The sequence below is a fragment of the Patulibacter minatonensis DSM 18081 genome, from assembly GCF_000519325.1.
In the GTDB taxonomy this organism is placed as follows: domain Bacteria; phylum Actinomycetota; class Thermoleophilia; order Solirubrobacterales; family Solirubrobacteraceae; genus Patulibacter; species Patulibacter minatonensis.
This window is the reverse complement of record NZ_KI912613.1, coordinates 5345469-5366855: the sequence shown is the minus strand read 5'-3', so window position 1 is coordinate 5366855 and position 21387 is coordinate 5345469. Positions and strand designations below refer to the sequence as shown.

The 21387-nt window shown below is 75.7% G+C and carries 22 protein-coding genes; 16 read left to right on the top strand and 6 right to left on the bottom strand.

Annotated features, from left to right (window positions below; translation table 11 throughout):
• Nucleotides 1-287: 287 nt before the first annotated feature.
• From PATMI_RS0125260 to PATMI_RS0125225, 8 genes are all read left to right on the top strand, one after another.
• Nucleotides 288-1493, top strand: a complete 1206-nt coding sequence (locus PATMI_RS0125260) for a CaiB/BaiF CoA transferase family protein (protein WP_026912925.1) — start codon at nt 288-290, stop codon at nt 1491-1493.
• Complete coding sequence (locus PATMI_RS35485) at nt 1490-2233, top strand: MerR family transcriptional regulator (protein ID WP_051472270.1); 744 nt, start codon at nt 1490-1492, stop codon at nt 2231-2233. The genes PATMI_RS0125260 and PATMI_RS35485 overlap by 4 nt, the downstream gene beginning before the upstream one ends.
• A gap of 150 nt (nt 2234-2383) precedes the next feature.
• The gene (locus PATMI_RS0125250) at nt 2384-3283 is read left to right on the top strand and encodes a nitrilase-related carbon-nitrogen hydrolase (protein WP_026912924.1); all 900 of its coding nucleotides are present in this window, start codon (nt 2384-2386) and stop codon (nt 3281-3283) included.
• On the top strand, nt 3283-3894 hold the full coding sequence (locus tag PATMI_RS0125245; RefSeq protein ID WP_026912923.1) for a TetR/AcrR family transcriptional regulator: 612 nt from the start codon (nt 3283-3285) through the stop codon (nt 3892-3894). Before PATMI_RS0125250 ends, PATMI_RS0125245 begins: the two co-directional genes overlap by 1 nt.
• A gap of 151 nt (nt 3895-4045) precedes the next feature.
• Nucleotides 4046-4180 (top strand): DUF4235 domain-containing protein, encoded by a 135-nt coding sequence (locus PATMI_RS37060; RefSeq protein WP_157260974.1) that lies wholly within the window; start codon nt 4046-4048, stop codon nt 4178-4180.
• On the top strand, nt 4177-4818 hold the full coding sequence (locus tag PATMI_RS33245; protein ID WP_036726408.1) for a hypothetical protein: 642 nt from the start codon (nt 4177-4179) through the stop codon (nt 4816-4818). Before PATMI_RS37060 ends, PATMI_RS33245 begins: the two co-directional genes overlap by 4 nt.
• Nucleotides 4805-5515: a phage holin family protein gene (locus tag PATMI_RS0125230; protein ID WP_026912922.1), complete on the top strand. Its 711-nt coding sequence runs from the start codon at nt 4805-4807 to the stop codon at nt 5513-5515. The genes PATMI_RS33245 and PATMI_RS0125230 overlap by 14 nt, the downstream gene beginning before the upstream one ends.
• Entirely contained in the window at nt 5505-5729 is a 225-nt protein-coding gene (locus tag PATMI_RS0125225) for a hypothetical protein (protein WP_036726407.1), read from the top strand. The genes PATMI_RS0125230 and PATMI_RS0125225 overlap by 11 nt, the downstream gene beginning before the upstream one ends.
• 63 nt (nt 5730-5792) lie before the next feature.
• Here PATMI_RS0125225 and PATMI_RS0125220 read toward each other — a convergent pair whose 3' ends face one another.
• From PATMI_RS0125220 to PATMI_RS0125205, 4 genes are all read right to left on the bottom strand, one after another.
• Nucleotides 5793-6665, bottom strand: coding sequence for a DegV family protein (locus tag PATMI_RS0125220; RefSeq protein ID WP_026912920.1), 873 nt, complete (start codon nt 6663-6665; stop codon nt 5793-5795).
• A 124-nt stretch (nt 6666-6789) separates the two neighbouring features.
• Nucleotides 6790-9168, bottom strand: coding sequence for a M14 family zinc carboxypeptidase (locus PATMI_RS0125215; protein WP_026912919.1), 2379 nt, complete (start codon nt 9166-9168; stop codon nt 6790-6792).
• 18 nt (nt 9169-9186) lie between these two features.
• Nucleotides 9187-9585, bottom strand: coding sequence for a Grx4 family monothiol glutaredoxin (grxD, locus tag PATMI_RS0125210; protein WP_026912918.1), 399 nt, complete (start codon nt 9583-9585; stop codon nt 9187-9189).
• An 11-nt stretch (nt 9586-9596) separates the two neighbouring features.
• Nucleotides 9597-9821, bottom strand: a complete 225-nt coding sequence (locus PATMI_RS0125205) for a BolA family protein (RefSeq protein ID WP_026912917.1) — start codon at nt 9819-9821, stop codon at nt 9597-9599.
• Between the two features lie 202 nt (nt 9822-10023).
• Here PATMI_RS0125205 and PATMI_RS0125200 point away from each other — a divergent pair, with 202 nt between their 5' ends.
• From PATMI_RS0125200 to PATMI_RS0125180, 5 genes are all read left to right on the top strand, one after another.
• Nucleotides 10024-10374, top strand: a complete 351-nt coding sequence (locus PATMI_RS0125200) for a HesB/IscA family protein (protein ID WP_026912916.1) — start codon at nt 10024-10026, stop codon at nt 10372-10374.
• A 57-nt stretch (nt 10375-10431) separates the two neighbouring features.
• Nucleotides 10432-11805, top strand: a complete 1374-nt coding sequence (locus PATMI_RS0125195; RefSeq protein ID WP_026912915.1) for a hypothetical protein — start codon at nt 10432-10434, stop codon at nt 11803-11805.
• A 246-nt stretch (nt 11806-12051) separates the two neighbouring features.
• Nucleotides 12052-14367, top strand: a complete 2316-nt coding sequence (locus PATMI_RS0125190) for a lysylphosphatidylglycerol synthase domain-containing protein (protein WP_245604294.1) — start codon at nt 12052-12054, stop codon at nt 14365-14367.
• Between the two features lie 133 nt (nt 14368-14500).
• Complete coding sequence (locus PATMI_RS0125185) at nt 14501-16345, top strand: glycoside hydrolase family 5 protein (protein WP_026912913.1); 1845 nt, start codon at nt 14501-14503, stop codon at nt 16343-16345.
• Nucleotides 16346-16502: 157 nt separating this feature from the next.
• A complete protein-coding gene (locus PATMI_RS0125180; RefSeq protein ID WP_084270243.1) occupies nt 16503-17357 on the top strand; it encodes an alpha/beta fold hydrolase in 855 nt (284 codons plus the stop codon).
• 13 nt (nt 17358-17370) lie between these two features.
• On the opposite strand, the gene PATMI_RS0125175 is transcribed toward PATMI_RS0125180, so the two are convergent.
• The gene (locus tag PATMI_RS0125175) at nt 17371-18195 is read right to left on the bottom strand and encodes a shikimate 5-dehydrogenase (RefSeq protein ID WP_026912911.1); all 825 of its coding nucleotides are present in this window, start codon (nt 18193-18195) and stop codon (nt 17371-17373) included.
• Between the two features lie 125 nt (nt 18196-18320).
• Between PATMI_RS0125175 and PATMI_RS0125170 the strand changes: the two genes are divergently transcribed.
• Nucleotides 18321-19115: an SDR family NAD(P)-dependent oxidoreductase gene (locus tag PATMI_RS0125170; protein ID WP_026912910.1), complete on the top strand. Its 795-nt coding sequence runs from the start codon at nt 18321-18323 to the stop codon at nt 19113-19115.
• Nucleotide 19116: 1 nt separating this feature from the next.
• On the opposite strand, the gene PATMI_RS0125165 is transcribed toward PATMI_RS0125170, so the two are convergent.
• On the bottom strand, nt 19117-19794 hold the full coding sequence (locus PATMI_RS0125165; RefSeq protein ID WP_245604291.1) for a TetR/AcrR family transcriptional regulator: 678 nt from the start codon (nt 19792-19794) through the stop codon (nt 19117-19119).
• Nucleotides 19795-19899: 105 nt separating this feature from the next.
• On the opposite strand from PATMI_RS0125165, the gene PATMI_RS0125160 reads away from it, so the two are divergent.
• Nucleotides 19900-20772 (top strand): SDR family NAD(P)-dependent oxidoreductase, encoded by an 873-nt coding sequence (locus PATMI_RS0125160; RefSeq protein WP_026912908.1) that lies wholly within the window; start codon nt 19900-19902, stop codon nt 20770-20772.
• Entirely contained in the window at nt 20765-21355 is a 591-nt protein-coding gene (locus PATMI_RS0125155; RefSeq protein WP_051472268.1) for a carboxymuconolactone decarboxylase family protein, read from the top strand. The genes PATMI_RS0125160 and PATMI_RS0125155 overlap by 8 nt, the downstream gene beginning before the upstream one ends.
• Nucleotides 21356-21387 lie beyond the last annotated feature (32 nt).

The following is a 21387-nucleotide window of genomic DNA, read 5'->3' as shown; positions in this document are numbered from 1 at the left end:
GAGCCGGCGTTCATTCCTGCGCTCCGGCCGCAGCAATGCGCGCCGGCCTGCCGGCCGACCCGGCCCTGGCGTTCGTTCCTGCGCCCCCGCCGCAGCAATGCGCGCCAGTCCGCCGGTCGCCCCGGCCCGGCGTGCGCTCGCGCACCCCGCCGGATCTCGTCCGCCCGGCCGGCGCCCCGACCGCCCCGCCCGCCCGCCCCGCCTCGACCGGTTCCCGCGCACGCTCCCCGTCGGAAGTGAGAGGTAGAACCTCCGACACCGTGCGAGGTAGTACCCTCGACCTCCTCATGACCTCGCTCCCGCTCGAGGGCGTCCGCGTCCTGGACCTCTCCCGTCTCCTCCCCGGACCGTTCGCGTCGTTGCTCCTCGCCGACTTCGGCGCCGACGTCGTCAAGGTCGAGGACACCGGGGCGGGCGACTACGCGCGGGCGGCCCCGCCGTACGTCGACGGCGTGGCGGAGTCCGCGAAGTCGGCGCCGTTCATCGCGCTGAACCGCAACAAGCGGTCGATCCGGCTGGACCTGAAGGCGCCGGCGGGCCGCGAGGCGCTGCTCGCCCTGGTCGACGACGCCCACGTCGTGCTCGAGTCCTTCCGGCCCGGCGTCATGGAGCGCCTCGGCCTCGGCCTCGACGCGCTCCGCGCCCGCAACCCGGCGATCGTCCACTGCGCGATCAGCGGGTTCGGGCAGACCGGCCCGCTGACCCAGCGGCCCGGGCACGACATGAACTACCTGGCGCTCGGCGGCGTCTTCGCGCTCAACGGCAATCGCGACGGCGCCCCGGTGCTCGGCGGCGTGCAGGTCGCCGACCTCGGCGGCGGGGCGCAGATGGCCGTGATCGGGATCCTCACCGCGCTGCGGCACGCCGAGCGGACGGGGGAGGGCCAGTCGGTCGACGTGTCGATGACCGACGGCGCGCTCTCGTGGACGGCGATGGAGTCCGCGGCCGCGCTGCAGGGCGAGAAGCCGCGGCGCGGCCACACGCTGCTGACCGGCAGGCACCTCTGCTACCTGCCGTACGAGTGCCAGGACGGGTGGATCACGATCGGTGCGCTGGAGCCCAAGTTCTGGCTCGCGTTCTGCACCGGCGTCGACCGCACCGACCTCGTCCCGCACCAGTTCGACCCGCCCGGCTCCGACGCGCACGCCCAGGTCGCCGAGATCGCGCGCTCGCGGACCCGCGCGGAGTGGGCGGCGTTCGGGGAGCAGCACGACGCGTGCCTCGAGCCGGTGTGGGAGCTCGAGGAGGCCCTGGAGTCCGGCCTCGTGCGCGAGCGCGAGATGGTCGTGGAGCTCGACCAGCCGGGGGCGACCACGCCGGTCCGGGCGCTCGGCGTGCCGATCAAGCTCTCGGGCACCCCGGGCGACGTCCACCGGCGCCCGGCCCCGGGGCTCGGCGAGCACACCGAGGAGGTGCTGCGCGAGGCCGGGTTCGACGACGCCCGGATCGCGGAGCTCGTCGCGTCCGGGGCGGCGGGGACGCTGAAGGGATGAGCGCCGAGGCACCCGACATCACGGGCCTCCTGCGGATGGGGGACCTCGCCGACCAGGCGGGCGTCAGCCCCGCGACCGTCAAGCACTACCTGCGCGAGGGGCTGCTCGAGAGCGAATCAGACGCCGAGAACGGCGTCGCGATCGTCCGGACCTCCCGGAACATGGCGTACTACCCGCCGGCGTTCGTCGAGCGGATCCGCTTGGTGCGGCGCCTGCAGGAGGAGCGCTTCATGCCCCTGCGCGCGATCCGCGAGGTCCTCTCCGACGGGCCGGACCGCGCGCGGGAGCTCGTGGGGCGCCGCGACGAGATCATCGAGCGGGCCCTGTCCCGGCGCGACGGCGACGAGCTCACGCCCCGCGCGGACCTGATCGCGTCGACCGGGGTACCGGCGTCCGTGCTCGACAAGTTCGCCGAGCTGCGGGTGATGGGGGACGGGGTGCGCGGCTACGACCCCGACGAGGTCCGGATCGTCCAGGCGTTCCTGCGGTTCCGCGACACGGGCTTCGGCGACGAGCTCGGCTTCACGGTCTACGACGCGCTGCGGTACGTCGAGGCGCTGGAGCCGCTGGTGCGTGAGGAGACCCAGACGTTCCTGCACCGGATGGTCGACCGCGACGTCGACCCCGAGCGCGCGGTCGAGCTGATGCTGTCGGCCACCGACCCGCTCCGCGAGCTCGTGGGCGCGGTCCACGGCCACGTGCTGCGGCGCGAGCTCGAGCGCGAGCGCCGCACGGACTGACGGCGGCCTCCCGTGGCCGCCCGCCATGCTCGACCCGGCCGTGGCGGGGCCCGGGCCGATCTGGGACCCTGGCGGCGCCCGGAACGCGCGGGCGCGGAGCGGATATAGTTCCCGATTGACTGGTCAATCAACCGACCGTCCTCCCTCACCGTGCGCGCTGCCGTCGTCCAACTCCTCGCCACCTCCGACGTCGCGGCCGCGCAGGCCGTGGCCGACCGGCTGGTCCGCCGCGCCGCCGGCGCGGGCGCCCGGGTCGTCCTGCTGCCCGAGAAGTGGTTGGTCTGCGGGCGCGACGCCGACGTCGCCGCGGGGGCCCAGCCGCTCGACGGCCCGGCCGTCACGTGGGCCCGGCGGATCGCGGTCGAGCTCGGCATCGACCTGTTCGCGGGCTCCGTGGCGATCACGCGGGCCGACGGCCGTCAGCAGAACACGGCGCTCCACGCCGCCCCCGACGGGCGACTGGCGGTCTACGGGAAGCTCCACCTCTTCGACGCGGACGTCGCCGGCCGCCGGTACCGCGAGTCCGACCGCGAGATCGCGGGCGACGGGCTCGTCGTCTCCGCCCTGGCGGATGACGCGGCGACCGGCGTGGGGATGACCGTCTGCTACGACCTGCGATTCCCGGAGCTCCACCGCGCGCTCGCCGTCCGGGGCGCGCGGATCATCACCGTGCCGGCGGCGTTCACCGAGCGCACGACCGCCGCGCACTGGGAGGTCCTGCTCCGCGCGCGGGCGATCGAGAACGGGGCGTTCGTCCTCGCCGCCAACCAGCACGGCGAGCACGCGCCGGGGATCCGCTCCGGCGGCCGGTCGATGATCGTCGACCCGTGGGGCACGGTCCTCGCGGAGGCCCCGGACGTGGACGAGGCGGTCGTCGTCGCCGACCTCGACCTGGGCCGGGTCGACGAGGTCCGCGAGGGCCTGCCCGTGCTGCGTCAGCGCCGCGCGGACGTCGCCGCCGCGCTGGCGGCGGAGGAGTCGGGGGACCTCGCCGCGGCCTGGCCGGTCGCCGCGCCCGACGAGGCCGTCCGGTCCGGGGAGGGCCGCTGATGCCGCCCCGCACCACCGCCGCGAGCGCCGAGAAGCGCCGCGCGATCCTCGACGCCGCGGTCCGCGTCTTCGCCGAGCGTGGCTTCAACCACTGCCGCGTCTCCGACATCGCCGACGAGGCCGGGGTCGCCTACGGCCTCGTCTACCACTACTTCAAGAGCAAGGACGGCATCCTCGACGAGGTCTTCCTCGAGCGCTGGGCGCTGATGCTCGAGGTGATCGAGGAGGCCGCCGGGGACGACGCGCTGAGCGTCCGGGACCGCCTGGCGAAGGTCGCGACGTTCATCGTCGAGAGCTACGGGCGTCACCCGGACGTCATGCAGGTCGTGATCGTCGAGGTCACCCGGCAGGCCAACACCTTCGGGCGCAAGCACTGGGCGACGATCCAGGACGCCCACGCCGGCCTGGCCCGGATCGTCGAGCGGGCGCAGGAGTCGGGCGAACTGCGCGGCGACATCCCCCCGTCGTTCGCCGCGATCGTCTTCTACGGCGGCATCGAGCAGGTCCTGACGTCGTGGATCTTCGACACCGCGCCGTCGACGCCGGACGACCGCCGCGCGGCCGTCTCGAACCTCGTCGAGACGATCTGCGGCGGCCTCGACCCGCGCTGAGCACCCGCCGGATTTCCGACCGCCGGTAGCTCGCGCACCCGTGACCCCGGTCACGCGCGGGGCGTCGCGGGCCCCCGCGGCCGGGTGGATCAGGACCGCGACCGCACCGTCGCGAGTGTGCTTCGCCGTACCCACGGGTAGGATCGACGTCATGGAGAACGAGCTCGTCAAGCGACTCGCCTGGTCCGGCCTGGTCGCCGGCCTCGGTGTCGCCAGCAGCCTGGTCGCGCAGCGCGTGGCCGCACTGATCTGGCGCCGTGTGTTCGGAGAGGAGCCGCCCGAGTGAGCGACAAGACCGAGAAGACGGACGACGAGGGCGGGTGGGTGCCCTCCGCGGAGCAGCCCGTCCCGCCCACGACGGAGTTCGCCGCGGTGCAGCCCGAGGGCGTCGAGCCGATCAGCGGCCCGCTCGAGCCCGACGAGGAGCCCGCCCCCTCCGCGACCGCGGGGGAGGACGCCCCGACGACGGGGTCGGCCCCCCAGGCGACCGACGAGCCCGCGGCCGACGACGAGCCGGAGGCCGCAGCGGCCACCACCGGCTCCGCGCCGCAGGTCGACGCCCCTCCGGCTGCGGCCGCGACGACGTCGCACCCCATCGTGACGCCGAAGCCCGCGGACCCGCCGGAGCCCGCGCCCTCGAAGGCCACCGGGGCCGCACCGTCCGGGGCCTCCGTCCCGCCCGCCGGCGCGCCGTCCCCGTCGGAGCCCCCGGCGTGGAAGACGCCGCCCGCGGCCGGCCTGCCGCCGCAGTGGGGCGACCCCGCCGCCACCGCGGCCGCCGCCACCACGGGCCCCGAGCCGACGAACGACATCTCGAACCTCTGGGGCCTGGCCCCCGAGGACCGTCCCGAGGTCCTCCTCGGCGCCGCCCTCGCGGGCGGCGTGCTGACCGCGATCCTCCTCCGGACCCTTGCGCGGCGCTGACCAGCGGCGGCGCGACGACGCCGCGCGCGAGGCCTCGCTGAAGTCCGTCGTCGAGCATCTCGCCAACGTCACGGAGCGGTCGCAGCACATCGTCCGCGACGAGATCGAGCTCGCGAAGGCCGAGGTCGCGCAGAAGGTCGGCTCGATCGGCCGCGGCGTCGCCGTCGGCGGCGCGGCGGGCGTCTTCATCGCGCTCGGCGGCCTGTTCTTCCTGCACGGCCTGTCGTTCTTCTTCTGGTACGCGTTCGGATTCCCGGGCGACCAGATCTTCTGGGGCTACTTCATCACCGCGCTCCTCCTGTTCGTGCTCGCCGGTGTCGGTGGGTTCCTGGCCTGGAAGTTCGTCAAGAAGGGCGCCCCGCCGGTCCCGACGATGGCGATCGACGAGGCCAAGCTGATCCGCGAGAGCGTGCAGGGCGCGGCGGCGAGGCAGCCGCCCGAGCCGCAGCACGGCCCGTCGCGGACGCTCGGCACCCCGGGCGCCCGCCGCGCCGAGTCGTCCGCCCCGCCGAAGCCCGCCGCGCCTGAGGCCTCGACCTCCGCGGTGCAGAAGCCCGTCGCCACGGTGCTCCCCACCAGCGTGGACGAGCCGAAGGCCGACGCCCCGAAGACGGGGGCCCCGAAGCCCGAGGCCCCGAAGGCCGACGGGTCGTCCGACGCCGGTGACACCCCCAAGGGAGGCTCCGATGAGTCCTAGCCGCACGCCGGAGGAGATCCGGCGCTCCCTCGAGGAGAACCGCAAGGAGCTCACGAACTCCATCGAGCTCCTCAAGAGCGACGTCACGGAGCTCTCCGACTGGCGCGGTCACGTCCGGCGCAACCAGAAGGCGGCCGTGATCGGCGTCGCCGTCGCGGGCTTCGTCCTCGCGGGCGGCATCGGCGGCCTCACGGGCCTCCTCCGCCGCCGGTAGCGGACGCACCTGAGGCGCACGGGGACCTCCGCGGCCCGCTCTTCGAGCGGGCCGCGGTCGTGCTCAGCCCTGCAACAGCGAGGCCGGCACGCCGCCGACCCCGAGCAGGCCCGGGCCCACGTGCGCGCCGATCACCGGGCCGACCTCGCTGATGAAGAGCGGCGGGGTCCCGATGACCGCCTCCGCGGCGTCGGCCAGGCGACGGGCCTCGCCGGGCGCCTGGATGTGCTGGACGCACCAGACGTCCTTCCCGTCGGCCTTCAGGGCCTCGGCGACCTGGACCATCCGGTCGAACGCCCGGCGCGACGTGCGGACCTTCTCGATCGGCGTGATCTCGCCGTCCAACGTGAGGATCGGCTTGATCTTCAGGGCCCCGCCGATCCACGCCTGGGCGCTGCCGACGCGCCCGCCGCGCCGCAGGTACTCGAGAGTGTCGACCGCGAAGACGAACTTGCGCTGCATGTTCTGGACGGTCTCGTTCGCGCGGCGGACCGCCGAGTCGAGGTCGCCGCCGGCCGTCGCGACCGCGGCGGCGGCGAGCACCGGGAACCCGAGCGCGCCGCAGGCCAGCCGGGAGTCGACGACCTCGATGCGGGCGCTCCCACCGGCGTTCTCGACCGCGATCTCCGCGGCCTGTCGCGCGCCCTCGTAGGTCCCCGAGATGCCGCCGGCCAGGTGGATCGACACGATGTCGTGCCCGGCGGCCAGGAGCGGCTCGTAGACCGCGAGGAAGTCGCCCGGCGACGGCTGCGACGTCGACGGCAGGTCCTGCTGGTCGCGGAGCCCGGCGTAGAACGCGTCGAGGTCGGTGATGTCGAGCTCCCGCTCGGCGCTCTCGCCGCGCGTCACGTACAGGCTGACCTCGTGGATCCCGTGCTCGGCGACGAGCTCCCGGGGGAGGTAGTGCGTGGAATCGGTGACGACCGCGACGGACATCCCGCCAGCCTAGATGGTCGGTTGGGCGGAGCCCGGGGCGGTGCGGCGCGCCCGCGACCCGCGATCCGACCGTCGGTAGCAGCGGGCGCGCGCCGGCCGGTGGGCACCGCGGCCGGGCCGGTCCTCAGCGCCCGGCGAGCAGCAGCGCCAGGAGGACGTGCTCGCCGCCGTCCGACTGGCGGCGGAACGCGGGGGAGAAGCCGACGCTCAGCACGTGGCCCGCACCGACGGTCTCGTCGACGACCAGCGGGCGTCCCGCCAGGCCGCGCCCGGCCCCGGCGGCACCGGACGGCGCGAGCGCGTCCCCGGTGCCGGCCCGGAGCGACACCGCGGCGCCCGCGGGGGCGGACAGCAGCGGCTCCCCCGCGATCGTGACCGACGTCGGGGAGCCGATCGCGTGCCCCACCCGGTCGGCGCCGGGGACCGCGCGGACCGCCACCGCACCGGATCCGGGGGCCGGCTCGGTGGTCACGCCGCTGAGGCCCAGCGCCCGCGTCGCGGCGACGCCCTGCGCCCCGAGCGCGACGACGGTCCCGCCTCCGCGCACGAACGCGTCGACCGACGCGCGGACCTCGGGGGTCGCGCCGCCGGTCAGCGCGGCGGGCCCGAGGACCAGGTGGGTCGTGCCCGACGGGACTCCCGCGGCGAGCGCGGCACCGGTGACGACGGTCGGCGCGGCGTGCCCGGCCCGGAGCGCCCCGGTCACCCAGCCCTCCGGACGGTCCTGGACCGGGAGCTGCGCCGGGGTCCCGGTCATCAGGGGCGTCGGGTCCTCCGGGACGACGACGTGCACGGGCGGGACGGCGACGTCGCCGGCCGCGGGCCCGCCGGACGCGCGGACCTCGACGCCGGCCGCCGCCGCGGCCGCCGACCACGCGGGGTCTGCGCTCGTGCGGAAGTTGCCGCCCGTGGTGCGGGTGACCGGACGCCCGGCGGCGAGCGCGGCGAGCGCCGCCCGGGACCCGGCGGCGCTGTCGGCGTCGAACGCGACCGCGGACCCGGACGCCGCGGGCGACGTGGCGGGGCCACCGAACCGGGCGAGGTCGTCGGTCGGCAGCGGCGAGCGGACCACGGCGGCGTCGACGCCGGCGGCCCGGGGCACCGACCACGTGTCCGCACCCGCCGACGCGGCGCCGGCCTCGTCGGCGTCGCGGCCGAGCAGGACGTCCGCCCACCGCGCGAGCGGCTGGGCGGCGGGCACGACGATCGTCCCCGCGGGCAGCGTCGTCGCCGCGGTCGGCGCGGGCCCCAGCGGATCGAGCCGCAGGCGCGCGGGACGACGGAGGACGCGCACGTGCACGCCCTGCCGGCGCAGCCGCAGCGCCAGGGCGGTCGCGTCCGCGCCGTGGTGGTCGGTCCTGAGCGCCCAGCCGAAGGACCGGTCGCCGACGGTGCCCCGACCCTCGCGCCCGGCGCGCTCGGCGGCGGCGAACCCCGCCGCCCAGTCGCGGATCGCGGCCTCGGGGCGGCGCCCGACGGCCTCCAGCGCGGCGAGCATGGCGGTCTCGTGGCGGCGGGCCTTCTCGGGGAGCGGGACGTCGGAGCCCTGCTCGAGGGTCATCCCGCCCGCGCCGAAGAGGAGGCTCGTGGCCGAGTCGGCGTAGCCGGGGAAGAGCAGGTCGTAGTCCCCGTGGTCGGGGGTCGTCCCGATGCGTCCGAGGGCGCGGTCGATCGCGCCGCTCACCGTGCGGTCGGCCAGGCGCCGGGTCGCGTGCGGGAGCCCGGCGACCACGGGCGCGGCGTACGGCGGGACGAAGTACCCCGTCCCGGTCTGCTCGTGGGCGTCGAGGGCGACGGTCGGCGGGAACCGCGAGAGGAGCTCGGTGCGGGCCGTGGTCTCCGGCTGGCTGCCGGCGAACCAGTCGCGGTTGAGGTCGACGTCGGCGGCGTTGGTCCGGGTGCCGATCGCGCGACCGTCGGGGTTCTGGTCCGGCACGACCACCGCGAGGGTCGCGCGGAGGGTGCGCCGGGTCGCGCACGAGTCGTCGGTGCCCAGGCGCCGGAGCAGCGCCAGGGACGCGGTCGTGCCCGACGGCTCGTTGGCGTGCACCCCGGCGCCGATCCAGACGACGGCGGGGCCGGCGGCGGCGCGGTCGACCGCCCGGGTGTCGAGATCCCCGCGCCGGACGGCCCGCAGCGCCGCGGAGATCGCACGACGCCTCGCGGGCGCGAGCGCGCGCGGGTCGCCGACCAGGGCGTACCGCAGCGGCCGGCCCTGGACCGAGCGCCCGGCGACGCCCGTCACGATCCGCGCGGACGCGGCGTCGAGGGCGAGGAGATAGCGGTCGGCGTCCTCGGGGGAGAGGGGCGCGGCGTCGAGCGGACGCCCGAGCACGGCGTCGGCCGTCGGCAGGGCGGCGGCACCCGCGACGGCGGGGCAGGTCGTCGCGCGGCCCCCCGCGCCGGCCGCGGTGCCCGACGGCGCGAGGAGGGCCACACCGACCGGCAGCGCGGCGAGCGCGGCGACCAGCGGGAGGGCGCGGCGTGGGGCGCGACCCGGCACGACCCCGCCGCCCGTGGCTCAGGCCAGCCGGTTCTCGGGCTGCAGCAGCCCGTCCTGCCCGACCGGGGCGTCGGGCGCCTCCGGGGCGGCGGGGGCCGCGGCCTCCGCGCCGACGAGCCCGGCGAGCTCGCCGCTCTCGTACATCTCCATCACGATGTCGCACCCGCCGACGAGCTCACCGCGGACGAAGAGCTGCGGGATCGTCGGCCACTGCGAGAGCGCCGAGAGCTCCTGGCGGATCCGCGGGTCGGGGAGGATGTCGACGCTCGCGAACGACACGTCGAGCGCCTGCATCACCCCGACGGTGCGGGCGGAGAAGCCGCACGCCGGCTGCTCGGGCGTGCCCTTCATGAAGAGGATGATCTCGTTGTCCGTGATCGCCTCGGAGATGGCGTCGCGGAGCTGGTTCTCGCTCATGTCGCTGTCCTTCAGGACGGGGTCTTGGTGGTGAGGGCCATGGCGTGGATCGAGCCGCCGAGCTCGCCGGCGAAGACGTCCATCACCATCCGGTGCTGGGCGACGCGGGTCTTGCCCGCGAACGCCGGTGACGTCACCACGGCCTGGAAGTGGACGCCGTCGGCGCCCTCGACCTGGGCGGAGGCGTCCGGGAGCGCGGCCTCGATGCGCTGCTTGATGTCCTCGGCACTGGGCATTCCGCCAAGGGTAGCGGGCCGGGGGCCCGGCCCCGCGGGGGTGCGGTGCGGCGCCGCCCCTGGCCGGGGGAGGAGCCGTCGCGGCGCCGGGATCGCCCGCGGACGCGGTGACCGACGGACGCTGCCGGACCGGGGTCCGGGGTCGCTACACTTGTTGAAGCATTGGGGCCCAGAGGCCCCACACCGCTTCGGAGGACCACGCATGATCACGATCACGGACAAGGGCGCGGAGAAGGTCCGCGAGTTCCTCGACAGCAACCCGCAGGAGGGCGAGGCCGGTCTGCGCGTCGGCGTCCGCGGCGGCGGCTGTTCGGGCTTCCAGTACGTCCTCGCCTTCGACGAGAAGCGCGACGGCGACATGACCTTCACCTCGGGTGGCATCACGGTCCTCTGCGACCGCCAGTCGTTCCCGTACGTCACCGGCTCCACGATCGACTACCTCGACGCCATGACCGGCGCCGGCTTCAAGGTCGAGAACCCGAACGTCACGGCCGCCTGCGGCTGCGGCTCGTCGTTCCGCGTGCAGGACGAGGAAGAGGTCTCGGCGGTCTGACCCGCCCGGGCGCGGCACCGCCGCGCCCACCCGCCGCCGCTCGCTAGCGTGGGCGGCGTGTCGTCGTCCGCCCCCGGCCGTCGCCGGGTCGCGACCCTGGCGCTCGCCGCGCTCCTCCTGCTGGCGATCGGCGCGTTCGTCGGCCGCGCCACGGCGCCGGACGAGGGCGGCGACCCGCCACCCGCCGCCGACCGCGCCGCCCCGGACCGCGAGGTCCGGCCCCCGACGCTCGCCGTCGGGCTCGTCACCACCGACGCCGGCGCGCTCACCCCGCCGGCCACGCCGGTCCCGGACTTCTCGGCCGCCCAGGCGGTCACCGACCGCATCGCCGCGCGGTTCGTCCGCGTCGACGTGCGCTGGGACCTCCTCCAGCCCGACGCCGCCACGCCGCTGGACCCGGCCCGCGTGATCGGCGACGGGTGCGGGCGCGAGAGCGCCAAGCCCTGCTCCGGCCCGATCAGCCTCGCGCGGACGCTCGGGGCGCTCAAGGCGGCGCAGGTCGCGCACCCCGGGCACTACCGGCCCCTCATCAGCTTCTGGGGCATGCCGACCTGGGCGGGCGCACCCGGCACGGGCTGCGACGCCGCGAAGGCCCGCGACGGCGCCCGACCCCTGGCGCCGGGGAAGGAGCCCGCGTACCGCGCGGCCGTCGCCCGGGTCTGGGAGGCCGTGCGCGCGGCCGGCATCGACGGCGCCGACTGGACCCCGTGGAACGAGCCGAACGCCCCGTACTTCCTCGATCCGCAGCGCGCGTCGTGCGCCGTCGACGCCGCGCCCCGCTCGCCCGCGGAGTTCGGGCGCCTCGTCGTCGCGATGGACGGCGAGCTGCACCGCCTGCGCGCCGCGGCCCCGGCCGGCTCGGCCGCCCGCGACGACCGCCTCGTCGTCGGCGAGCTCGCGGCCTGGGCCGCCCCGGCACCGCGGTCCGTGCCGTCGGACGAGTTCCTCCGCGCGCTGCCGGACGACGTGCTCTGCCGCGCCGACGTCGTGTCGCTCCACGGGTACTTCGAGGCGCGGCCCCGCAGCGGCCGCGGCGAACCCGTCGCCGCCGGGCTCGCCGAGCTCGACCGCCGTCGGTGCCTGGACGACCGCCCCGCGTGGATCACCGAGACCGCGGTCGGGTCGCCCCGGGCGGGCGGGAAGCGCGACACGTCGGCGTCGACCCTGCGCGCCGAGTGCCGGCTGATGGACCGCCAGCTCGATCACTGGTACCACGAGCCCCGGGTCACGGCCGCGTTCCAGTACGCGGTGCGCGAGGACCCGGCGTTCCCGACCGGCCTCCTCGACGAGGGGCTCACGCGGACGTTCCCGGTCGCGGGGGTCTGGGCGGCCTGGGGCGGCGCACGGGACCCGGCCGCGCCCGCGCCGGCGCTGCCCGCGGACTGCCGGGAGCCGTCGGACGACGGTGCGGCCTCGGCGCCGCCCGGGTGAGCCGGCCACCCGGGCGCCGGGTGGCGTCGCGCCCGCAGGAGCGTCTGTGCGCCATCCGGCGGAGTGCCCGTTCCGGCCCGTGCGAGCCCCGATCGCACGGTGTTCACAGGGCTTCCGCGTGGTCGGCCCGGTGACGATCCGGGGAACCCCCCGGAAGCCGGTGTTCCCCCGTCCCCTGTCGCGTGTACTGTGCCGGTAATGCGCGTTGCGCTGGTTTCGCCGTACTCGTGGACGTATCCCGGGGGCGTGGCCCGGCACATCGAGGCACTCGGGCGGGAACTTCGCGAGCAGGGGCACGACGCCCGGGTGCTCGCGCCGTTCGATCCGCCCGATCGTCTCGCCACCCGGCTCCACAAAGGTGCCCCGCCCCAGGAACGCACTCCACCGGAGTGGCTCGTGCCACTCGGTCGCACCGTGGGCATCCCCGCCAACGGTGGCGTCTCCAATCTCTCGATCAGCCCCGCGTCCGTGTCGCTCCTGCGGCGCGAGCTCGACGCCGGCGGCTACGACGTCATCCACCTGCACGAGCCCCACGCCCCGCTGCTCGGCTGGTACACGCTGCTCGGCTGCCGCGCGGCCCCGCTCGTCGGCACGTTCCACTGCTACTCGACGAACAACCTCACGAACGGGCTCGGCGTCGTCGCGGGCGCCCGTCGTCGCCTGAACCGCCTGACGGAGCGCATCGCCGTCTCCGACGCCGCCGCGTGGACCGGGCAGCGGTACTACGGCGGGCGCTACCGCGTGATCCCGAACGGCGTCGACCTGCTCGAGCCCGAGCAGGCGTCCCGCGAGCGCCCGCTGCGCCCGCCCGGCACGATGAAGATCGCGTTCGTCGGCCAGGCCGTCGAGCGCAAGGGCCTCCCGGTCCTGCTCCGCGCGTTCGACGCCCTGCGCGAGCAGCTGCCCGTCGAGCTCGTCGTGATCGGCCCGGAGGAGCAGGAGGTCCGCCGCCTCGCGCTCGACGACCGCATGGAGGGCGTCCGCGTCCTCGGCCGCGTCGACGACGACACGAAGCACCGCGAGCTCGCCGACTGCGACGTCCTCTGCGCCCCGTCGCTCGGCGGCGAGAGCTTCGGCATGGTCCTGACGGAGGCCTTCGCCCAGGGCGTCCCGGTCGTCGCGTCCGACATCGTCGGCTACCGCGACGTCGTCGACCACGGCCGCGACGGCATCCTCGTCCCGCCCGGCGACGCCCTCGCACTCGCACACGCCCTCCGCGATCTCGCCCTCCGCCCCGCGCGCCGCCGGACGATGAGCGAGGTCGCCGCGCGCTCCGCCCACAAGTACGAGTGGTCCCGCATCGCCGCGCGCGTCGCGACGGTCTACGAGGACGCCCAGACGGCCCCGGAGCCCGAGGGCGCGTTCGAGCGCTTCCAGGTCCACCGGGGCCTCAAGCCCGCCGACGGTCGCCCCGCGGTCCCCGCCCGTCGCATGCCACGGCCGGACGCCCCGACCGAGCCGCCGACCCGCGACGAGCGCTCGCAGAAGCGCCGGCGCCTCGCCCGCCGCGGCCTCGTCGGCCTCGGCGTCGCCGCGACCGTCGGCATGGGCGCGGTCGCGCTCAACCGCATCGGGCTCGAGAGCATCGGCGACAGCCTGCTGCGCAGCTCGCCCGTCTGGGTCCTCTTCGCCCTCGCCGTGATGGCCCTCTCCATGGGCTTCCGCGCGATCTCCTGGCACGCGATCCTCCGCGCGGCCATCCCCGAGGCCGCGATGACCCGGATGGAGACCTTCCGGGCCACCGCCATCGGGGTGATGATGTCCGCCACGCTGCCGGCCCGCCTCGGCGAGCCGTCGCGTGCGCTGATCATGGCCCGGCGCATCGGCCGACCACGCGAGCGCCTGCCCGTCGTGGTGGGCACGCTCGTCTCCCAGACGTTGATGAACGTCTTCGCGCTGATCCTCCTCGGCGCCGTGATGGTCAGCTCGATCAAGATCTTCCGCGGCCACGACGGCGCGCTCGTCACGCTGGCGATCGCCCCGGCGGCCATCCTCCTCGTCCTGCTGTTCGGCCCGGTGCTGCTCCGCGTCCGCTGGGGCTCCAGCGACCGCAGCGGCCGCCTGCACCGCATCCAGACGAAGCTCCGCGACTTCGCGCACTCGCTGCGCGCCGGCCTGCGGGTCTTCCGCAGCCCGCGGCTCGGGGCGATCGCGGTCAGCGCGCAGCTGTTCGCGTGGGTCCTGCAGTGGATCTCCTGCTTCCTGCTCCTGAAGGCGTTCGGCATCGACGAGGGCCTGGGCGCCGCCGCGGCCGTGCTCTTCGCCGTCAACGTCACGGCCGTGCTGCCGCTGACGCCGTCGAACCTCGGCGTCTTCCAGGCCGCGTGCGTGACCGTGCTCGGCGCCGGCTACGGCGTCAGCTACGCCGACGCCCTGGGCTACGGGATCATCCTGCAGGCCGTCGAGGTCGCGACAGCGCTCGCGCTCGGCATGCCCGCGATGCTCGGCGAGGGCGTCACCTGGCGCGACATCAAGACGCGGGCGCTGCACGCCAGCCCCGTCGACCTGCCGCCGCTGCCCAAGGGCGTGCACGCCGGCAGCGGCGTCGAGATCGAGTCGTAGGCGGTCCGGGCGCGTGACGGCGCGCCGGTTCGGGCCGTCGGGCGCCCGAGGGACGTCGGACCTCTTGCGGACACCCGTCCGGTCGGACCGCCGTCCGGCGCAGGTTCCGAACCTGCGGCCGATACTGGTGGGGATGTCCCGCCCAGCCCGTCTCGTCGCCGCGCTCGCGTTCGTCGTGCTGCTCGTCACTGCGGGCCCGGCCGGTGCCGCGACGCCGTCCGCACCGGAGCCGCGCGTCGAGTCCGGCCGGCTGGTCGACGCCTCACGCACGGACCGCGCCCCGCTCCAGCTGCGAGGCGTGAACCGCTCCGGGACGGAGTTCGCCTGCTCGAAGCCGATCACGACCCCGGCCGACCCGACCGTCCCGGGGAGCACGGCGACCACGGTCAACGGGTTCTCGATCTTCGACGGACCGTCGTACGCGGCCGCGAACGTCACGCAACCCGAATCGATGCTCACGGCGATGGAGTCCTGGGGCATCAACGCGGTGCGGATCCCCCTCAGCGAGTCCTGCTGGTTCGGGCGCCCGGGGCTCCAGACACGGTTCTCGGGTGCGGCGTACCAGACCGCGATCGCCCAGTACGTCGACCAGCTGAAGGCCCACGGGATCGTCGCGATCCTCTCGCTGCACGTCGCATCCACCTCCGCCAGCCCGAACTTCGACGGCACGTTGTGGCCGCTGCCCGCCGCCCAAGGGGCCCCGATCTTCTGGTCCCAGGTCGCGGACCGCTTCAGGCTCCGGACCAACGTCGTCTTCGACGCCTACAACGAGCCGTTCATCGACGAGACGCTCACCACGGGAGGCGCCTTCGACGCGCGGCACAGCGACGACATCGGCGACGACGGCGTCCGTGACACCGACGCACAGCGGTGGGCGTGCTGGCGGAACGGCTGCCTGCTCGATCCGGCGGACCCCGCGGACCCGCCCGCCGATCCCGCGTCCACGGACCCACCGCCCACCTCGACGCCCACGCCGGCGTACCAGGCCGCCGGGATGCAGCAGCTCGTCACCAGCATCCGTCAGGCCGGCGCCCACCAGCCGATCCTGCTCGGCGGGCTCGGATATGCGAGCACCTTCGTGTCGGGCGCCAGCGGCTGGCTGTCCTCGTTGCCGACCGACCCGGACGGTGGGCTCGTCGCCTCCTTCCACGCGTACGCGCCGCCGCAGACCCGGTGCGCGTACGAGACGTGCTGGAACCAGCAGGTCGCCCCGATCCTCGCGGCCGGGCACCCGGTGGTGACGGGGGAGATCGGGCAGTTCGACTGCGCCGGGGCGTACGTGGAGCGCTACATGACGTGGGCCGATGCCCAGGGCCCCAGGTCCGGGGCACGCGGCGGGATCTCCTACCTCGCCTGGACGTGGAACGAGACGAAGCCCGTCGGGCGCCTCCCGAGCTGGAACTGCAGCACCAGTCCGGCGGTGATCGAGGACTACGGCGGCACCCCGACCGCGACGTACGGCACCGTCGTGCGCCGGCACCTCCTCGACCGGGCGGCGGCCGAGGCGTACGTCGCCCCGGCGCCGATCGACCCGGGCCCGCCGGTGACGACCACCGCGGCACCCCCGGCGACGGTCACGGCCCCGCCCGCGACGACCGCGCCGCCGGCCGCTACGACGCCGGTGCCGACGACACCGAGGACGATGCCCGCGCGCACGGTCGCGGTCTCTGCGAAGGCTCTGCGCCTGAAGGGCGGCAGCGTCGCAGCGACGGTGTCGTGCCCGAAGGGGTCGACACCGTGCGCCGGGTCGGTCCGCGTCCGGACGGCGACGCGCGCGACGCTCGGCCGCCGACGGGGCACGTTCGTGGTCCTGAGCACGACCTACGCGGTCGAGGCGGGCCGGACGGCGACGCTGCACGTCCGGCCCACCTCCGACGGGCGCGCGCTGCTGCGCCGGACCCGCCGGCTGACCGTCGTCGCGACGGCCACCTCCGACGGCGCGGGCCCCCGGACCCGCCGGCTCGCGCTGACCCGGTGACTCGGTGACCCGGCACCGCACCGTGACCCCCCGCACACGCCGCGCCGCTCGCGGTGGACGCAGGCGGATCGTGGCGCACGACGACCCCGCCGGACGTCCGGGAGGCGGGTCCGGAACCGGGTTCGCGGCGTGGGTGCTCATCTACTGTTGACCGCCCATGCAGAGCGAGCTCGGATCAGTGACCCTCCCGTACGAGACGCGACGCATCGACCTGGCCGACGGCACGCACCGCACGGTGCTCGAGCTCGGTGAGGGCGAGCCCTTCCTCCTCATCCACGGGCTCTCCGGCACCCACGCCCACTGGGGCCTGCCGTTCCTCGAGCGGCTCGTCGCCGCCGGTCGCCGGGTCATCACCGTCAACCACGTCGGGGTCGCCGGGTCGAGCCGCTCACGGGAGCAGTTCTCGATCGTCGACCTGGCGGACGCCCAGGCCGCCGCGCTCGACGCCCTCGGGATCGACGGTCCGGTCGACGTGTTCGGCATCTCGATGGGCGGCATGACCGCCCAGGAGCTCGCGCTCCGCCATCCCGGCCGGGTCCGCTCCCTCGTCCTCGGCTGCACCACGGCCGGTGCGTCGGCCGCCACGTGGATGGCGCAGTCCGACATGGCGGGTCTCGTGTCCGCGCTGCAGAGCGGCGACACCGGCCAGGCGCTGCGCGCCAGCTGGGGCATCAACGTCTCGCGGGCGTTCGCCGAGGAGCGGCAGGACCGCTTCGAGGAGTTCTCCGAGGCGACGCTCGCCAACCGGGTGACGCTGCGGATCCTGTCCGAGCAGATGCAGGCGATCGGGACCCACGACACGGTGGACCGGCTCGGCCGCATCGCGGTGCCGACGACCGTCGCGCACGGCACCGAGGACCTCCTGCTGCCGTACCCGAACGGCCTGAAGGTCGCCGAGGCGGTCCCCGGCGCGACCCTCGAGACCTTCGAGGGTGCCGGGCACCTGTTCTTCTGGGAGGACCCGGCCCGCGCGGCCGAGGTCGCCCTGGAGACCGCCTCGCGCGCCGACTGAGGGACCCGCCGCCTCAGCCCCGCGCGTGCGCCGCCGCGGCCGCGACCTGCTCGTCGGTCGGTCGCACGCCGGTGTAGAGCACGAACTGCTCCACGGCCTGGAGCACCATCACCTCGGCTCCCGTGATGACCGGGACGCCCGCCGCCCGGGCCCGGAGGACCAGCGGGGTCTCCGGCGGCAGCGCGACGACGTCGAACACCGCGGCGGCGCCGTCGACGAGCTCGGCCGGGAACGGCAGGTCGCGCGACTCGTCTCCGCCCTCCATGCCGATCGGCGTCGCGTTCACGAGCACGGGGGCGGGACCGCCCACCGCCGGCGTCTCCGCGGCCCAGTCGAACCCGGCGCCGTCGGCGAGCGCGCGTCCGGCGGTCGCGTTGCGCGCGACGACGGTCCCGGTCCGGAACCCGCCCTCCCGCAGCGCGTGGGCCACGGCCTTCGCCATCCCGCCGCTGCCCCGCAGGAGCACCGGGGCGCCGGTCGGGACCTCGCGCTCACGCAGCAGCGTCGCGACCGCGATGAAGTCCGTGTTGAACGCGCGCAGGTGCCCGTCGTCGTTGACGATCGTGTTCACCGACGCGATCACCTCCGCGGACGGGTGCAGCTCGTCCACGAGGGCGATCACGTCCTCCTTGAACGGCATCGAGACCGCGCACCCGCGGATCCCGAGCGCCCGGACGCCGCCGATCGCGGCGGGCAGGTTCGTCGTCGTGAAGGCCTTGTAGAGGAGGTCGAGCCGGAGCTGGTCGTAGAGGTGGTTGTGGAACCGCGTGCCGAACGACCCCGGCCGGCCGGAGAGCGACATGCAGAGGCGGGTGTCCTTGCTGAGCGGCGGGCGCATCGGTCGAGGGTCGCACGGACGGCGGCCGGGATCCCCGCCGCCCCGGGCCCGGCGGAGCGGTCCTCTACGGTCGGGAGGACGTTCCCCGATCCGCGCCGGCCGCCCGTGCCCGCGCCAGGAGCCCCATGCCCCCGCAGAGCCCCCGCACCGTCCTCGTCACCGGATCGACCGCCGGCATCGGCGAGGCGATCGCCGTCGCGTTCGCCCGGGGCGGCGACCGCGTGATCGTCAACGGCCGCGACGAGGCGCGCACCGCGGCCGCGGCCGTCCGGGTCCGGGAGGCCGCGGGCGGCGCCGGCGAGGTCGTGCCCGTCGCCGCGGACGTCGCGGGGGAGGAGGGTGCGCAGCGGCTGCTCGACGCGGAGCCCGCGGTCGACGTCCTCGTCAACAACCTCGGGATCTTCGCCGCGCAGCCGGTCTTCGAGATCCCCGACGAGGAGTGGCGCCGGTTCTTCGAGGTCAACGTCCTCAGCGGGGTCCGGCTGGCCCGCCTCTACGCGCCCGCCATGGCGGAGCGGGGGTGGGGGCGCGTGGTCTTCATCAGCAGCGAGTCCTCCGTCCTGATCCCGACGGAGATGGTCCACTACGGGATGACGAAGACCGCGCAGCTCGCGGTCGCCCGCGGCATGGCGCAGGAGCTCTCGGGCTCCGGCGTCACCGTCAACACCGTGCTCCCGGGGCCGACGCTGACCCCCGGCGTGGAGGAGTTCATCCGCGACCGCGTCGGCGACGACGTCTCGTTCGAGGAGGCCGAGCGCCGGTTCATCGCGGAGGAGCGCCCGACCTCGCTCCTGGGGCGCCTGATCCGCCCGGAGGAGGTCGCGAGCCTCGTGCACTACGTCGGCTCGGAGGCGTCCTCCGCGACGACCGGTGCCGCGCTCAAGGTCGACGGCGGCGTCGCGCCGGCGCTGATCCCGTAGATCAGCCCGCGCCGAACGCGGCCGCCTCGCGCCGCAGCAGGCGCGACAGCGGCTCCTGCAGCGCCAGCACCCCGTCGGTGTCGCCGGTCGCGAGCCGGGCGGTGACCAGCGAGCTGATCGCGCCGACGAGGACCTCGCACCTGAACAGGTCCTCCGGGGTCGTGGCGCCGAGGATGCCGCCGAGGACCTCGACGAAGCGCCGCTGCAGCGCGATCCGGGCCTGGAGCGCGGTCGGTCCGGCGGCGTAGGTCTCGATCAGGAGGACCCGGGCGAACTGGGGCTTCGACGCGAGCCCACCGAGGTAGGACTCGAGCATCCGGTCGACGCGGTCGCCCGGATCCGCGCCGGGGCCTCCGGCCTCCGCGGCCCGCGTGGTCTGCGCGAGGACGATCTCCACCGCCCACGCGTAGGTCGCGGCGAAGCACTCCTCCTTCGAGGTGAACTGCTCGTAGAACGTCTGTCGCGAGACCCCGGCGCGCTTGAGGATCGCGGTCACCGACGTCCCCACGTAGCCGTCCACGGCCATCGCGCCGGCCATGCCGTGGATGATCCGCTCGCGCTGCGACCGCACGACCTCCTCGCGCGAGAGGCCGTGCCGGCCACGGGGCAGGCGGTCGACGGTGGGGTCGTCGTCACGGCGGTCCGGGGAGCGCGGGTCGGGCGCGACGCTGTCGGGCACGCGGCCACGCTAGCAGTGGAAACCCACGAACCACCGGATCGTCGGGTCATCGGACCGACCCTGCGTTCCGTGAACGACGACGTACACGAGTGCTACGGTGCCCGCATGCTGTGCCGCACCACCCCGCTTCTCGCCGGTCGTCGGGTGCTGATCACCGGCGGCGGCCGCGGCATCGGACGAGCGTTGGCCGTCCACATGCACGAGCGCGGGGCGCGCGTGGCGCTGCTCGGTCTCGAGCCGGAGCGGCTGCAGGAGGCCGCCGCCGAGGCCGGCGACGCACCGTGGCGGTTCTGCGACGTCGCGGACCACCACGCCACGAGGGCGGCGATCGACGACCTCGCGGGCAGCCTGGGCGGTCTGGACGTCGTCGTCGCCAACGCCGGCATCGGGCGGCAGCTGCCGCTGGTCGGCGGCGACCCCGCCGTGCTGGCGACCACGCTGCGCGTGAACGTCGTCGGGACGGGGAACACGATCGACGCCGCGGGACCGCACGTCGCGCACCCGGGCGGCTACGTGCTCCTGACCTCCTCCCTCGGCGCCGTCGTGCACCTGCCGCTGATGGGGGCGTACAGCGCGTCGAAGGCCGCGGTGGAGGCGCTGGCGTCGACGCTGCGTCAAGAGCTCCACCACACGGGTGCCCGTGTCGGTGTCGCGTCGTTCGCCGAGCTCGACACCGAGATGACGCGCCGGGGCTTCGACACCGACGCCGCGCGCGCCGCGCTCTCCGGCCTGACGCTCACCGGCGTCGCACCGCTCGGTCCCGCCGTCGATGCCGTCGAGCGCGGGATCGCCCGCCGGTCCCGGCGGATCGCGTCGCCGGCGTGGGTCCCGGCGGTGCGGGCGATCGCACCGGTTGCGACGGCCGTCGTCGCGCGGCGGCTCCGGGCCGGGGTCCCGGAGGCGCTGCGGATCGCGCGCGACGAACGGGTGCCGTTCACCACGGAGCAGCCGGACGCCCCGGAGCGGATGCGTGCCTGAGCGCGCCCCCGGGCCGGCCGGCGCCGCGACGGGCCCGCGCATCGCCCCCGGCGGCAGGAGGGACGTCGGTACCGCGGGCTGGGCGTTCGCGCACGCCGCCGGCCTCGTTGCCGGGACCGGCCCGCCGAACGTCTTCCTGACGCTCGGTCGCCACCGTCGGCTGTTCCGCGGGTGGCTCCGCTTCGCCGGTCGGCTGATGCCCGGCGGGCTGCTCCCGCGCCGGGAGACCGAGCTCGTGATCCTCCGCGTCGCGCACCTGGCGGGCTCGTCGTACGAGGTCGCCCACCACGAGCGGCTCGGCCGGCGCGCGGGCCTCGACCCGGACGACCTCCGCCGCGTGGCCGTGGGCCCGGGTGTCCCGGGGTGGAGCTCCCGGGAGCGCACCCTCCTGGCGACCGTCGATGCGCTCCACGAGCGCCGCGACCTGGACGACGCGGAGTGGGCGCTCCTGCGGGTGCACCTCGGCGAGCGGGAGGCGATCGAGCTCTGCCTGCTCGTCGGGCACTACGAGATGCTCGCGACGGTGCTGACGACGCTGCGGGTGCAGCCGGACGTCCCGCGACGCCGGCGGCGCCGCGGGTGACGCGCCGTCGGTGCCCGTCCGGGCACCGGCAA